Source organism: Streptomyces sp. WMMC500 (assembly GCF_027497195.1).
Taxonomy (GTDB): domain Bacteria; phylum Actinomycetota; class Actinomycetes; order Streptomycetales; family Streptomycetaceae; genus Streptomyces.
The window spans coordinates 2890232-2903927 of record NZ_CP114905.1; the positions used below are offsets into that span (position 1 = coordinate 2890232).

Sequence of the window (13696 nt, forward strand, 5' to 3'; positions counted from 1 at the left end):
TTCACCGCCCGGCTCACCCGTTCAGCGCCACCCGTACGCCGTTCAACCGCCCGCCCCGATCGCGTCGTCCGCGTCGTCGTAGAGCAGGATCACGTCCGCCGCGCACCCCCGTCCGGCCTCGAGCGCCTCCCGGCGCACCTCGTGCAGCCGCTCCGGCAGATCCCGCACGACCGTTCCTGCGCCGTCCGTCAGCAGCGCCGCGAGCTCCTCGTGGTACGCCGCGCACTCCGCGCCGCACTCGTCGCCCTCGTGGCCCCCCGCACGCCACAGCGCCACCGCCGTGCCCTCGTCGAGCAACTGCCCCACGACCGCCGCCCGCCCGCCGCCCAGCGCGTGGCAGAACACCGGCACCCCGCCGTCGCCGGCCTCGCGCCCCCAGCCCGGCGGTTCGGCCCGTACCAGCCGCTGCCGCGGCGCCCGGCTCATCCGGCGCCACCGGTCGCGCCACAGCGGCTCCGGCTCCGGCCCGGCGCGCGCGGCGTCCCGGTGCACCACGGGCCGTACCGTGCCGGCCGGCGGGCGGGCCGCGGTCGCCCGGCCGGACACCGGCAGCTCCCAGCGGTACGTGGGCTGCGCCTGCCGCTCCTCCGGCAGCGCCACCTCCAGCCGCACCCGCGTCTGCGCCTCCGCGTCGGCGCCGAGCAACTGCGGCGCCAGCGCCGCGAGCACCTGCTCCTCCGCCTCCTCGAACGACCCGCCGGCGTACGACTGGTCGAGCGCGACGTGCTCCCACTCCCCCTTGCCGTAGCCGCGCCGCACGGTCCAGTTGTAGCGGGGCACGGACGGCGCGGCGGGGTCGAGGAACGGCAGTTTGTCGAAGGTGACGAGGACGCTCACGGGCGCGCGCCGCACCGCGCGGATCTCCCGCCGCTGGCGCGGCGTCAGCTCACCCGAGCGCTCGGCGACCCACGCTTCGAGGGACTCGACGGCGGTACGCGCCGCCGCGCCGTCCCCCGCGGCGGAGCCGGCGCCGGGGCCGGCTCCGATGTCCGCGGCGGCCTCGCGGGCCACGAGCTTGAGGTACAGCAGCATGTCGCGCAGCGCGCGCTCCGGCGCGGCCTGCCGGTGCAGCAGCCCGTGCCCGTCGCGCCAGTCGCGCAGCCGCCGGGCGCCCAGGGGGCGGCCCTGGATGTCGAGCACGTGGTGCACCAGCCGCTCGACGACCTCCGGGTCGCGCGGCGCGGGCAGGTCGGCGAGCCGATACAGCGCGCTGAGCCGGTCGAGCGCGCCCCAGGCGCCGTACCGCGGCGGGCCCAGCGCGCGCTGGAGGTCGGTCCAGGAGGTGCGTTCGTCGTCGATGCCGTGGTGGCGGTGCCAGTGCCAGGCGTCGTGCAGCCGCATCAGCTCGCGGTACGGCTCGGGGCCCAGCCCCTCCGCGCCGGGCAGCAGGTGCTCGGGCGAGAGCGCCCGCAGCTCGTCGAGGGACACGGCGGTGCCGCCGCCGGTGCCGCTGCGGTAGCGGGCCTTGACGACGCCGACGACCTCGCCGCGGCCGAGGTGCAGCACGGGCCCGCCGGAGGCGCCCTTCCGGATCGGGGTGGGGGTGCCGAGCAGGATCTGCTGCCCGTTGCGGCCCGCGAACTCGGCGCTCAGCAGGGCCGCTTCGACCTCGTCGCCGTTGCCGGCGGCGGCGCGCCCGTGGGCGCTGAGGAGTACGGCCTGGTCGAGGAAGTCGTCGTAGCGGTCGCCGAGCCAGACGGGTTCGCTGCCGGCCGGCGGCCGGGCGGGGGTCCCCCGCTCGGGGCCGGACGGAGCACCGGGGCGGGCGTCGGCCCGGGCGCCGGGCTGGACACCGATCTGAGCGGCGTGGAGAGCGGCGTACGGGAACCCGTACTGCGCCTCGCCCCGCGGGCTCTCACTCGCCCCCGCAGCCGCACGCGTCGCGTCGGCCCGCGCCGGCAACAGCCGTACCAGGGCGAGATCCGGCCCTACCTGCATCACCGCCTCGGCGAACGTCTCGTCCCGCACCTCGGGATCGCGGCCCATCCGCGCGGCCGTGCCGTCGGGCGAGGGCATGCTGTACTCCACCCGGCCCGGCACCGTACGCCCGCCCACGACCACGCCGATCAGCTCGCCCGGCGCCGTACCGCGCCGCCAGCCGTCGGGGTGGACGAAGACGTGCGCGCAGGTCAGCACCCACTCCGGCGCGACGAGGAACCCGCTGCCCCACAGGGACCCGTCGTCGGAGCCGGGCGCCGCCCGGATGTCGACGGTCGCCGCTGCGGCGAGTTTGCAGAGCTGGTAACGCGCGTAGTCCGCGCCCTCACTGCTCTCGATCGGAACCCTCATACCGGTGCGGACGCCGTGGCAGACGCGCCGGATGCACCAGATGCAGCCGTATCGGGCGCGGTGGCCGAGGCGGCGTGGGACGCGTCCCCGGAGGGCTCGGCCGACCGCGAACCGGGCTGCCAGGTGAGGGTGACCGACAGTTGCGCCGCGGTGTTCGCGTCGGCGAGCAGCGCGATCGCCTTCCCCGTCCCCGCGGAGATCTCCACGCCGAACGTCACGCTCACCTCGTGCGGCGCGGCGGCCGCGGTCGCCGCCCGTACGGAGGCGGCCACTCCGCCGACCAGCGGCGCGAAGCCGGCGAGCCGGGCGGTCAGCCGGCCCCAGTCGGCGACGTCCTGGGGTTCGTCGTCGGCGTCCGGGTCCCACGCGGCCGCGGGGTCGGCGTCCTCGGGGGCACCCACGGGCGCCGGGACCCCCGCCCGCGTCTCCGCCGCGACCCGCTCGTCGAGCGGGGTCGCCCGGACCCAGACCTCGGTGCCGTCCGGCAGAGTCACGCGCTGCGGCAGATTACTGCTCATCCGATTCCCCCGACTACGCTGGGTGCCCGATGGACCGACATTAGTCCGCCGACCGCCGCCCCGCGACGGTGCCCGCCGCTGTGCGCCGGTCGTCCTCGGTGGTGAGCGATACTGAACCGGTCACTTTCCCCCTTCCGGAGCACCCACCATGTACTTCACCGACCGCGGCATCGAGGAGCTGGAGAAGCGGCGCGGCGAGGAGGAGGTCACCTTCGAGTGGCTTGCCGAGCAGTTGCGTACGTTCGTCGACCTGAACCCGGAGTTCGAGGTTCCGGTCGAGCGGCTGGCCACCTGGCTCGCCCGCCTCGACGACGAGGACGAGGACGACGACTGACGACGACTGACGACGGCCAGGGCGCGCGGCGGCGAGCGGTGGCGGGCGGATCGGCAAGGCCTGTACTTGACTTCCCGGCACCGCGATATATCGTGTCTTGACAGAGACGCGATATGTTGCGTTGGGTGTGAGCGCTCGCCAGAGCCCGAGTCAGGAGGCCGTGGATGCCGGTGCAGCTTGTGGCCGATCCCCAGACCCTCGCTTTCGAGGAGCCGGTCACGGCCCTGAAGGTGCGGATCGTCAACGGAGCCGTGCACGTCGTCGGCACCCACGACGACGCCGGCCGGCCGGGTGTGGCGCGCCTGGAGGTCAGCGAGATCGAGGGCCCGCCGCTGCGCGTGAGCCTGGAGGACGGCGAGCTGACGGTCGCGTACGAGGACCTGCCCTGGCGCGGCTTCCTGAAGTGGCTCGACCGCAAGGGCTGGCGCCGACGCGTCGTCGTCTCCCTCGCCGTGCCCGCCGCCGCGCGCGTCGAGGTGGGCGTCGTCGGCGCCGACGCCGTCGTCTCGGGGATCGCGGGCCGTACGGACGTACGCGGGGTGAGCGGCGGAGCCACCCTCGTCGGCCTCTCCGGCGCGGTCCGCGCCGACACCGTCTCGGGGGAGCTGGAGGCCCAGGCCCTCGAAGGCGACCTGCGCTACAACTCCGTCTCCGGCCCGCTCACCCTCATCGACGGCGCCGGCGGCAGCGTCCAGGCCGACACCGTCAGCGGCGACATGATCATCGACCTCTCCCCCGCCGCCCGCGCCGCGGACGTCCGCGTCAACACGGTCTCCGGCGAGATCGCCATACGGCTGCCCGAGGAGCCGGACGTCGAGGTGCACGCGAGCACGACGAGCGGAGCCGTCTCCAACGCCTTCGCGGCGCTGGACGTCGGCGGCCAGTGGGGCGCGAAGTCCGTCGACGGCCGCCTGGGCGCGGGCAAGGGCTCGCTGCGCGCGACCACCGTCTCCGGCGCCCTCGCCCTGCTCCGCCGCCCGGCGGAGGCGGACGACGAACCGGAGGACGCACCGCCGGGCGACGGCCCGGCGAGCGACGGTCCGACGGGCGACGGCCCGGCGGACAGGACCGCGGGCCCGGCAGACAAGAAGGTGCTCTGACATGCCCCCCGTCTTCGCCCACGGCCGCCTCCGCCTCTACCTGCTGAAGCTGCTCGACGAGGCCCCCCGCCACGGCTACGAGGTGATCCGCCTCCTCGAAGAGCGCTTCCAGGGCCTGTACGCCCCCTCCGCCGGCACCGTCTACCCCCGGCTCGCCAAGCTGGAGACCGAGGGCCTGGTCACGCACACCTCCGAGGGCGGCAGGAAGGTCTACGCGATCACCGAAGCGGGCCGCGCCGAACTCGCCGCCCGCCAGGCGGAGCTGGCCGAACTGGAACTGGAGATCCGCGAGTCCGTCGCCGAACTGGCCGCCGAGATACAGGCCGATGTCAGCGGCACGGCCAGCGACCTGCGCCGGGAGATGCGCCAGGCCGCCAAGGAGGCCCGGACGTCGGGCGGCGCCCGCGGCGCGAGCGCCGGGGAGAAGGAGTCGTGGCGGCAGGCGAAGGAGGAGTTCAAGCGGGCGAAGCAGGAGTTCAAGGAGCAGGCGAGGCGCGCGAAGGACGAGACGCGGCGGGCGCGGCAGGACGCGGAGCAGGCGCGCAGGTACGCGCGTGAGACGCAGGAGCGGGTACGCAGCGAGGCGGAGCGGATCGCGCGGCAGGTGCAGGACCAGATGCTGACGCGGGTCCGTACGGGCGACTGGCAGGGCGGGGTGATGGACGGCCTGGCGGAGCTGACGCGGGAGTTGGGGCACCTGGGCGGCTTCGGGGGCCGCGGCACGGGGACGGAACCCGGCACGGAAACGGAGCCCGGCAAGGGGACGGAACCGGGCAAGGGAACGGAACCCGGGGCAGAGGCGGGACCCGGCGCAGGGACGGTGCCCGGCACCGGAACGGCGCCCGGCGCGGGGACGGAGGCCGCCTCCGCGGCCGACAGGATCGCGGACGCGGCGACTCCGACCACGCCCACCACTCCCGCCACACCGACACCGGCACCGGGACCGGCACCCACGCCCACCGGCATGGGCGGCGTGTCGACACAGTGGCCGTCGTACGTCAAGCCGGACGCCGCCGACACGCCCGAGTGGGCGGAGGACGACACCCCGCAGGACGCCACCCCCACCGAGCTGGCCCGCGAACTGGAGCGCCTGCTCGACCGGTTCCGCGACGACGTCCGCGACGCCGCCCGCGACCACGGCGTCTCGCCGGACCAGCTCCGCGAGGCCCGCCGCCACCTGTCCACGGCGGCGGCCCACCTCACGGCGCTGCTGCGCGTGGGAGGCAAGCGGGGCGGCAGGACGGGGTGAACCGCGGGTTATTGCCGACGTCTTGAAATGTACGCGGTGGGTGTGCGAAAAAGGTCTGGACCTTTGCTCGCACGATGAGAGGCGTCCCAGTGAGGCCCACCCCCACGCTCGCCGCGCTGAGCACCACCGCCGCCTGCCTCGTGGCCCTGACCGCCACCTCCTGCGGCTCGGACAGCGGTGCCGCCGCCGAACCGCCGGAGACGCCCACCGTCCCGACCGGCGTCACCGTCTACACGAGCACCTCCACATCGGTGCACGTGATGTGGAACAAGGCGGCGGCGGCAGAGAACGTACGGCGGTACGAGGTGTACAGCAACGGGAAGAGAATCCAGAACGTACCGGCCGCCAAGCATATGATCGACATCACCGGCCTCGAGCCGTCGACCCGGTACGCCTTCGCCGTACGCGCCAGGGACGCCGACGGCAAGCTCTCGGGCGCCGGGAGGGCCGAACCGGTCACCACCCCGTCCGCCGACGCCGACGACAACAAGCCCCCGACGCAGCCGGCCACGCTCAAGGCGCGTGCGGACGGCCCCCGTTCGGCGACGCTGACCTGGACGAAGGCAGAGGACAACAAGGGCGTCACGGCGTACGACATCTACCAGGAAGGCACCAAGATCCACAGCGCGGGCGGCAACGAGACCTCCGCGTCGGTGACCACCCTCCGCCCCGACACCCGCTACACCTTCACGGTCAAGGCCCGCGACGCCGCCGACAACTCCGGCCCGGAGAGCCCGTCGGCCACCGTCACGACGGAGTCGGAACCCGAGGGCAAGGCGGGCGCCGAGGTCGCCACGGACCTCCAGGGCACGGCCCGCGAGCAGGGGGGTGCCTGGAGCCTCGAACTCGTCTGGAACGCACCGAAGGCGGGCGGGGACATCACGGAGTACGAGGTGTACGTGGACGGGAAGTTCGGCTCGAAGCTGGTGCTGGGTGAATCGGCGCCGAAGGACACGGGCCGCATCAGCCTGCCGCTGGAGAAGACGGAGAAGGCCACGTACGCGGTGAAGGTGCGGGCGAAGCTCCCGGACGGGAAGTGGGGCCCGTTCACCAAGGAGATCGAGGTCACGGCGGGCGGCTAGCACGCCCGCGGCGGTCGCCCGAGACCGCCGTGCGCTGCCGCGATGCGGATACGACGGGGGCCCTCATCGCGCTCACCGCTGCCGCCACTACTCCTGGCGGCCGGGCAGGCCGGTTTCGGGGGTTAGATGCCGGGGGCGTCGCGGACACCGCGGGCGCCGCGCCCCCGGCGTCGAAACGCCCGATCCTCCGATCCCCTCACCCTCCGATCCCCGCCCCTATCCTCCGATTCCCCGCCCCCCCTCACCCCCCGGTGCCCACGTCCCCAGGCTCGGGCTGCGCCACCGACCGCCGTCCGCCCGCCATCGGTCCTCCCCCGAACCCCGGGCTGCGCCACCGACCGCCCCCCGTACCGCCGCCCCACCCCGGGCCCGCTCCGCGACACCGCCCCCCACCGGCGCCCCGCCCCTCACCCCGTCAGATCCCGTGCCACGATCGCCGCCTGCACCCTGTTCGCCACCCCCAGCTCCGCCAGGATGCGGCTCACATGCGCCTTCACCGTCGACTCCCGCAGCCGCAGCAGCGCCCCGATCTCCGCGTTCGTCATCCCGTCCGCCACCGCCGACAGCACCTGCCGCTCCCGTGGCGTGAGCCGGGCCGCCGCCTCCCTCGCCGCCTGGCTGCGGCCCGCCTCCGGGTGGTGGAAGCGGCTGATGACCGTGCGGGTGACCGTCGGGGAGAGCATCGCGGCGCCCGCGGCGACCACGTGGATCGCCTGGAGGATCGCGTCCGGCGGGGTGTCCTTCAGCAGGAAGCCCGCGGCGCCCGCCGCCAGCGCGCCGTAGACGTACTCGTCGAGGTCGAACGTGGTGAGCACGACGACCGCCGGCGGGTCCGGCAGCCGGCTCAGGGCGGCGGTGGCGGCTATGCCGTCCATGCCCGGCATGCGGATGTCCACCAGGGCGACGTCGACCCGCCGGTCGCGGGCCGCCGCCACCGCGGCCCGGCCGTCCGCCGCTTCCCCGACCAGGTCGAGCCCCTCGTCCGTGGCGACCAGGTCCCGCAGTCCCGCGCGCACGAAGGCGTCGTCGTCGACGACCAGGACGCGGATCACCGTACCGCAGCCCCGCTCAGCAGCGGCGGTTCCTCCACCGGGTGTACGGGCACGGGCAGTTCGGCGGTGAGCACGAACCGGCCCTCGGCATCGCGCCCCGTGGTGAGTTCGCCCTGGAGGGCGGCCACCCGCTCGGCTATGCCCACCAGGCCGTAGCCGCGCGCTGGACCGGCCTGCGACCCCGGTGCGACGACGGCGCACCCGTTCTCAGCCCGGATCGCCACCCGCGTCCTCGTCACCGTCACCGTAAGGTCGACGGCCATGCCGGGAGCGTGCTTGCGGGCGTTCGTCAGGGCCTCCTGCACGATGCGGTGGGCGGCGAGGCGGACTGCGGCGGGCAGGCCGGCGAGGTCGTCGGTGCGGGCGCGGACCCGGGTGCCGGCGCGTTCGGACTCGGCGACGAGGGCCGGCAGGTCGTCGGCGGTGGGGGCGAGCGGGACCGGGCCCTCGTGGTCGCGCAGGGCGCCCAGCAGGTCCCGCAGGTCGTCCAGGGCGTGCGCGCTCGTCGTACGGAGGAGGTCGAGGCGTTCGCGTACGGGCTCGGGGACGGTGTCACCGCGGCGCTGGAGCACGCCGGTGTGCAGGACGAGCAGGCTGAGCCGGTGGGCGAGCACGTCGTGCATCTCGCGGGCGATGCGCGCCCGTTCGGCCATCCGCACCTGCTCGTCGCGCAGCCGGTTCGCCGCCTCCAGGTGCTCCAACTGCCGCGCGAGCGAGCCGGTCAGGTCCCGCTGGCTGCGCGCGGCCAGCCCCACGGCCAGCGGCACGGCGAGCACCGCGCAGGGGAACAGCATGACCTGCGGCATGTTCACCAGCTCGCGGAACGGGCCGAAGGCCGCCGGTACGAAGACGGCGCCGGTCAGCGCGGCGGCGACGATCCGCGACCGCCACACCGTGACCGCGTAGAGCGCGACGAACACCGGCCAGAGCTGGCTCTCCAGCAGAAACCCGGCGCCGGTCACCGCCGCCACCGGCACGGGCATCCGGCGGCACAGCGGCAGCGCGGCGCACAGCGCGACGGCGACGACGGTGCTCGCCGCCGGGGACGTGACGAGACCCGCCTGCTCGGTGAGCGCCGCACGCACCGACTTGACGACGACGAAGACGAACCCTGCCGCCAGCAGCAGCCGGAGCTGGAGCGGCGTCAGCAGGGCTCGGCGCGCGGACCGTTCTGCGGTGGACATACCGGCATCGTAAACAGCCCGGCTGACACGCACATTCGACGAAAGTCGGGGGTCGGCGCGGCCCGCCACCGCCGTTGGTCGGTGCGCGGGGCCTCCGGGCGGCGGATGCGGCGCGGGGTGTACGGGCCGGAGGGTGGAGCCGTACCGCAGGTCGAGGAGGGACGGCAACATGCAGGACGGCGACATGCAGGACCGCGACATGCAGCACGGCCACGGGCAGGACGGCACCGTGCAGCACGGCGACATGCAGGACGGCAACCGCGGGTCGGTGGGGCGACGCCGCGTACTGGGCGGAGCGGCAGCGGCGATGGCCGCCGCCGGGGTGGGCCTCGGCGCCGGTGCCGGGTCGGCGTCGGCGCGGGAGCGCGGACAGCGCGCGGAGGGCGGCAGGTACGCGGGGAAGACGGTCATCGTCACCGGCGCCACCTCCGGCATCGGGCGGGCGGCGGCGATCGCGTTCGCCGCGGAGGGGGCGCGGGTCGGGTTCTGCGGGCGGCGCCGGAATCTCGGCCAGGACGTCGAGCGGCTGATCCGGAAGGCGGGCGGGGAGGCCACCTACCTCAGGGCCGACGTACGGCGGCCGGAGGAGGTGCGGGGGTTTGTCGACGCGGTGGCGCAGAAGTACGGCGGCATCGACATCGCGCTCAACAACGCGGGGATCCAGAAGCCGTTCACGGACCTGCACGAGGTCTCGGTGGCGGACTGGGACGACGTGACGCTCACCAACACCCGCGGCGTCTTCCTGGCGATGAAGTACGAGATCCCGCACCTGCGGGCGCGCGGCGGCGGCGTCATCCTCGTCACCGGCTCGTCCAACCAGTACGCGACGCGCCCCGGCCTCGGCTCGTACACGGCGAGCAAGAACAGCGTGTCGGGCCTGGTCCAGGCGGCGGCGATCGAGAACGGCGCGCACGGCATCCGCGTGGCGGCACTGGCACCGGGGATGACGGACACGCCGATGCTGGACGTGCACCGGCCGCCGGGCGACACCGACGAGCAGTGGGCGGCGCGGAAGGCGGAGTTCGGCCGGCAGGGGATCGACGCCTTCAAGAGGATGGCGACGCCGGAGGAGATGGCGTCGGCGGCGCTGGCGCTGGCGTCGGACGACATGAGGTTCCAGACCGGTACGACGGTGGTGGTCGACGGCGGCCAGTTGGCGGGCCTGTGACGCCGGCCGCCCCGTGACGGCGGCGGGGCGGTCGGCGCCACGTGCGAACGGATTCGGCACCGGATTCGGCGAGGAGGGCGGCCCCGCACAGCCGCCCGTCTCACCCGGCCCCGCTCACCCGCCCCCGCTCACCCCGCGCGCTGTACCGCGGGCAGGGCGGCCTCGATGGCCGCGTACGTGGCCCCGTGGTCGGCCAGCACCTCCGCGGGGATGCCGGGGCCGGCCGCGAGCGCGAGCAGGATGTGCTCGTCGCCGACGTACTTGTCCCCGCGTCCCAGCGCGATCCTGAGGGACCGTTCCAGCACGGCCTTGGCGTCGGCGGCGAACCGGGCGCGGCGCCGCCGCCCCGCCCGGCGCCGGGCGAGGGCGCCGGGGCCGTGGGTGGACTCGACGCGGTCGACGACCGCGTCGACGTCGATGCCGATCCCGGCGAGCGCCTCGGCGTCGGACCGGGTGAGTCCGCCCCGCCGCCGCGCCTCGTCCAGCCCTCGCAGGACCCCGGCCCGGCGTGCCTCGCTGTCGACCCCGGCCGCGGCCAGCGCGACGGCCCCGGGGGTACCGGATCCGGCGAGGAGTTGCCGCAGCAGGTGCTCGGCGGTGACGTGTGCGTCGCCGCCCTGTTCCGCGCGGGCCGCCGCACCGCGGACGAGGTCCTTGGCGGCCCCGGTGAACCGTTCGAACATCAGCGCCTCCCGTGCTTCTTGTGTACCGCCTGCCGACTGACCCCCAGCTCGGCCGCGACGTCCTGCCACGACCAGCCCTGATTCCGCGCGCTGCGCACCTGCACGGCCTCCAGTTGCTCCAGCAGCCGCCGCAGCGCGGCCACGGCCCGGAGGCCTTCCCGGGGGTCGGCACCCCCGGCGCGCTCGGCAAGCTCGGTTGCGTCACTCATGCCGTCAACCTACGTTGACGCCGCACGGGATGTCAACCACAGTTGACGCCGACGTCCCTCGACGGGCAGGCGCGCCGCTCCGGTGAGGCCCGGGTCCGGCGGCGACGGGAACCACGACTGTCGTGTCAGTGGGCTGAAGTAGCCTTCCGGCCATCGCAGTTCGTCCGGGAGGACCAAGAAAATTGACTGACCTGTCCGCTTTTCCGCTGCCTTTCGACGCGTCCCCTTTGCCGGCCTTCGCGCCTCCCAGAACGCTGCGGGAACTTCAGATAATGGAGTGCAGCGCCCACATTCGGGCGAAGCCGGAGTGGTTCGACAAGAGGAACGACGCCGGCATCGTCGCCAGGTGGACACGAGAAGCGCTCGCCCAGGGCCTCACCGAAGCGCAGGTCGCCTACGTCCTCGCCGAACTCGCGCACTACGCCGCCCTCCGGGACGCGAACACCGGCATCGAGGTTTCCGCCGTCGACGGGGTGTGGCAGTCCGACACCCTCATAGACGACGCACTCAGGTCCCGGCTGCGCGCGGCGGTCCGGATTCTGGAAGAGGTCCCCGAAGCCGAACGCGACTGGCACCCCGGATCCGGTGGCCAGGTCCTGGACCTCGTCCATCCCTCACTGTTCTGTCTGGTGAAAGAGACAAGCGGCGCACCCGAGCGCGCCTGGCAACACATCGGGAGCCGCGCTTCGGCCTACGAGTTCTCCCAGAAGTTCCAGTGGCTGCCCACCGACGTGGACGTCAGTGACGACGGCGAGGTCACCTTCCGCTCGTACGTCAACAACCTCCACCCCGAGACCCACCGCGAACTGCTGGCGGTCCTGCCCGAGGTGTTCGCGCGCATGCGCCCGATGCTGGAGAACGTGCTCACCGACCTGCGCCATCCGCGGCCCCTGCGGATCGAGGCCGACCCCTTCGGCTGGTACGAGCCCACGCCGGAATACCCGGAGAAGGACTCCTACACCGACGACGACGCCTATCAGGAAGCCGTCCGAGCATGGGACAGGGCCTACGACGATCACTGGGTGAACCGGACTCCGATCATCCCCGACGCCCCCGCCTTCGCCCCGCCCGAGCCGCCCGACGACTCCGCCCGGGTCGACCTGCGCGGCCGGCGCCTCCAGGTCATCGTCAAGCTCGCCACCATCCACCTCACCCCGGACCGGCCGGAGTACGCCGGCGGTTCCTGGCATGTCGAGGGAATGCTGAACGAACGCATCGTCTCGACCGCCATCTACTACTGGGACAGCGAGAACATCACCGAAAGCCGACTGGGCTTCCGGGCGGCGGTCGACGACCCCGACTACGAGCAGAACGACAACGAAGGCATCAGCGAGGTCTACGGCCTGGAGAACGAAGAAGCGCTGAACCAGACGCTGGGTTCGGCATCCACCCCGGCCGGCCGCTGCCTGGCGTTTCCGAACGTCCTGCAACACCGCGTCGACTCGTTCCGCCTCACGGACCCGGCCCGCCCGGGGCATCGCAAGATACTCGTGTTCTTCCTCGTCGACCCGTCGCAAACGATCGTCTCGACCTCCGACGTGCCGCCCCAACAGCCGTGGTCCGACACCTCGACCATGACACTCGAACAAGCCAGGAACTACCGCGAACAACTCATGCAGGAGCGCAAGTTCTTCATCGACGAACACAACGAGCAGCTCTACGAACGCGAATTCTCCCTCTGCGAACACTGAGAAACGCGCCGGACGGCCGGACCCCGTCGTGCGGGACCCGGCCGCCCGGGGCAGTCACCCCTGCCTCGGCACCACCGCGTTGCTGGGGCAGGGCTCCGGGCCGTCGTCGGCGCTGATCCTGAACTTGTACTCCCACCGGTCAGGGCGTCAGCGCGTCAGGACGACCTTGCCGAACAAGTCACCCGCCGCCATCCTCTCGAAGCCCTCCCGCGCCCGGTCCAGCGGCAGCACCGTGTCGATCACCGGCCGGACCCCCTTCACCGCGCAGAAGTTCAGCAGCCCCGCCAGCTCCTCCTTGCTGCCCATCGTCGAGCCGACGATCTTCAGCTCCAGGAAGAAGATCCGCTGCAGCTCCACCGACGACGGGTTCGGCCCGCTCGTCGAGCCCGAGATGACCAGCGTGCCGCCGGGGCGCAGCGACTTCACCGAGTGGGACCACGTCGCCGCGCCCACCGTCTCCAGGACCGCGTCCATCCGGTGCGGCAGGCGGGTGCCCGGTGCCACCGCGGCCTCCGCGCCGAGCTCCTCCGCGCGCTTGCGCTTCGCCTCGTCGCGGCTCGTTGCGTACATCCGCAGCCCGGCCGCCGCGCCCAGCACGATCGCCGCCGTGGCGACGCCGCCGCCCGCGCCCTGGACCAGGACGGAGTCGCCGGGGCGCACGCCCGCGTTGGTGAAGAGCATGCGGTACGCCGTGAGCCAGGCCGTCGGCAGGCACGCGGCCTCCTCGAAGGTCAGCTCCTTCGGCTTCGGCAGCACGTTCCAGGCGGGGACGGCGACCTGCTCCGCGAACGTGCCCTGGTACCGCTCCGTCAGCAGCGACCGCGGCTCGTTCGGGCCCACCCCGTGGCCGGTCTGGCCGATGACGGAGTGGAGGACCACCTCGTTGCCGTCGGCGTCGACGCCCGCCGCGTCGCAGCCGAGGATCATCGGCAGGGCGTCCTCGCCGAGTCCGACGCCGCGCAGCGACCACAGGTCATGGTGGTTGAGGGAGGCGGCTCTGACGTCGACGACGGCCCATCCGGGCGGGGCCTGCGGCGCGGGCCGCTCCCCCAACTCCAGGCCGTTCAGCGGGTCGTCGCGGTCGATGCGGGCGGCGTAGGCGGCATACATGACCATGAAGCTACGCGCCGGGGCGGG

Annotated in this window: 13 protein-coding genes; 6 read left to right on the plus strand and 7 right to left on the minus strand. The window is 73.8% G+C overall.

Features of this window, described 5'->3' with window-relative positions; translation table 11 throughout:
* Positions 1–42: 42 nt before the first annotated feature.
* Together O7599_RS11845 and O7599_RS11850 are read right to left on the minus strand one after the other, a co-directional pair.
* Entirely contained in the window at positions 43–2289 is a 2247-nt protein-coding gene (locus tag O7599_RS11845; protein WP_281622110.1) for a trypsin-like peptidase domain-containing protein, read from the minus strand.
* A complete protein-coding gene (locus O7599_RS11850; protein WP_281622111.1) occupies positions 2286–2807 on the minus strand; it encodes a CU044_2847 family protein in 522 nt (173 codons plus the stop codon). The genes O7599_RS11845 and O7599_RS11850 overlap by 4 nt, the downstream gene beginning before the upstream one ends.
* 148 nt (positions 2808–2955) lie before the next feature.
* Between O7599_RS11850 and O7599_RS11855 the strand changes: the two genes are divergently transcribed.
* From O7599_RS11855 to O7599_RS11870, 4 genes are all read left to right on the plus strand, one after another.
* Entirely contained in the window at positions 2956–3141 is a 186-nt protein-coding gene (locus O7599_RS11855) for a DUF6104 family protein (protein WP_281622112.1), read from the plus strand.
* A gap of 164 nt (positions 3142–3305) precedes the next feature.
* Positions 3306–4241, plus strand: a complete 936-nt coding sequence (locus O7599_RS11860) for a DUF4097 family beta strand repeat-containing protein (protein ID WP_281622113.1) — start codon at positions 3306–3308, stop codon at positions 4239–4241.
* A gap of 1 nt (position 4242) precedes the next feature.
* Entirely contained in the window at positions 4243–5490 is a 1248-nt protein-coding gene (locus tag O7599_RS11865; RefSeq protein WP_281622114.1) for a PadR family transcriptional regulator, read from the plus strand.
* An 89-nt stretch (positions 5491–5579) separates the two neighbouring features.
* Positions 5580–6572, plus strand: a complete 993-nt coding sequence (locus tag O7599_RS11870; protein WP_281622115.1) for a fibronectin type III domain-containing protein — start codon at positions 5580–5582, stop codon at positions 6570–6572.
* A gap of 407 nt (positions 6573–6979) precedes the next feature.
* Here the strand turns inward: O7599_RS11870 and O7599_RS11875 are convergent, their stop codons facing one another.
* Entirely contained in the window at positions 6980–7624 is a 645-nt protein-coding gene (locus O7599_RS11875) for a response regulator transcription factor (protein ID WP_281622116.1), read from the minus strand.
* Positions 7621–8808 carry a histidine kinase gene (locus O7599_RS11880; protein WP_281622117.1) on the minus strand — a complete coding sequence of 396 codons (1188 nt, stop codon included), beginning with the start codon at positions 8806–8808 and terminating at the stop codon, positions 7621–7623. Before O7599_RS11880 ends, O7599_RS11875 begins: the two co-directional genes overlap by 4 nt.
* A gap of 169 nt (positions 8809–8977) precedes the next feature.
* Between O7599_RS11880 and O7599_RS11885 the strand changes: the two genes are divergently transcribed.
* Positions 8978–9976 carry an SDR family oxidoreductase gene (locus O7599_RS11885; RefSeq protein ID WP_281622118.1) on the plus strand — a complete coding sequence of 333 codons (999 nt, stop codon included), beginning with the start codon at positions 8978–8980 and terminating at the stop codon, positions 9974–9976.
* Between the two features lie 128 nt (positions 9977–10104).
* On the opposite strand, the gene O7599_RS11890 is transcribed toward O7599_RS11885, so the two are convergent.
* Complete coding sequence (locus O7599_RS11890) at positions 10105–10659, minus strand: Clp protease N-terminal domain-containing protein (RefSeq protein WP_281622119.1); 555 nt, start codon at positions 10657–10659, stop codon at positions 10105–10107.
* A complete protein-coding gene (locus O7599_RS11895) occupies positions 10659–10868 on the minus strand; it encodes a hypothetical protein (RefSeq protein WP_037751376.1) in 210 nt (69 codons plus the stop codon). Before O7599_RS11895 ends, O7599_RS11890 begins: the two co-directional genes overlap by 1 nt.
* A 182-nt stretch (positions 10869–11050) precedes the next feature.
* Here O7599_RS11895 and O7599_RS11900 point away from each other — a divergent pair, with 182 nt between their 5' ends.
* Positions 11051–12559, plus strand: coding sequence for a DUF4246 domain-containing protein (locus O7599_RS11900; RefSeq protein ID WP_281622120.1), 1509 nt, complete (start codon positions 11051–11053; stop codon positions 12557–12559).
* A 147-nt stretch (positions 12560–12706) separates the two neighbouring features.
* Here O7599_RS11900 and O7599_RS11905 read toward each other — a convergent pair whose 3' ends face one another.
* Entirely contained in the window at positions 12707–13675 is a 969-nt protein-coding gene (locus tag O7599_RS11905) for a zinc-binding dehydrogenase (RefSeq protein ID WP_281622121.1), read from the minus strand.
* Positions 13676–13696: the final 21 nt, after the last annotated feature.

Excerpts from the sequence above, each read along its gene's own strand:
- O7599_RS11845 (WP_281622110.1), bottom strand. The coding sequence starts at position 2,289 with ATGAGGGTTCCGATCGAGAGCAGTGAGGGCGCGGACTACGCGCGTTAC.
- O7599_RS11850 (WP_281622111.1), bottom strand. The coding sequence starts at position 2,807 with ATGAGCAGTAATCTGCCGCAGCGCGTGACTCTGCCGGACGGCACCGAG.
- O7599_RS11855 (WP_281622112.1), top strand. The coding sequence starts at position 2,956 with ATGTACTTCACCGACCGCGGCATCGAGGAGCTGGAGAAGCGGCGCGGC.
- O7599_RS11860 (WP_281622113.1), top strand. The coding sequence starts at position 3,306 with ATGCCGGTGCAGCTTGTGGCCGATCCCCAGACCCTCGCTTTCGAGGAG.
- O7599_RS11865 (WP_281622114.1), top strand. The coding sequence starts at position 4,243 with ATGCCCCCCGTCTTCGCCCACGGCCGCCTCCGCCTCTACCTGCTGAAG.
- O7599_RS11880 (WP_281622117.1), bottom strand. The coding sequence starts at position 8,808 with ATGTCCACCGCAGAACGGTCCGCGCGCCGAGCCCTGCTGACGCCGCTC.
- O7599_RS11885 (WP_281622118.1), top strand. The coding sequence starts at position 8,978 with ATGCAGGACGGCGACATGCAGGACCGCGACATGCAGCACGGCCACGGG.
- O7599_RS11890 (WP_281622119.1), bottom strand. The coding sequence starts at position 10,659 with ATGTTCGAACGGTTCACCGGGGCCGCCAAGGACCTCGTCCGCGGTGCG.
- O7599_RS11895 (WP_037751376.1), bottom strand. The coding sequence starts at position 10,868 with ATGAGTGACGCAACCGAGCTTGCCGAGCGCGCCGGGGGTGCCGACCCC.
- O7599_RS11905 (WP_281622121.1), bottom strand. The coding sequence starts at position 13,675 with ATGGTCATGTATGCCGCCTACGCCGCCCGCATCGACCGCGACGACCCG.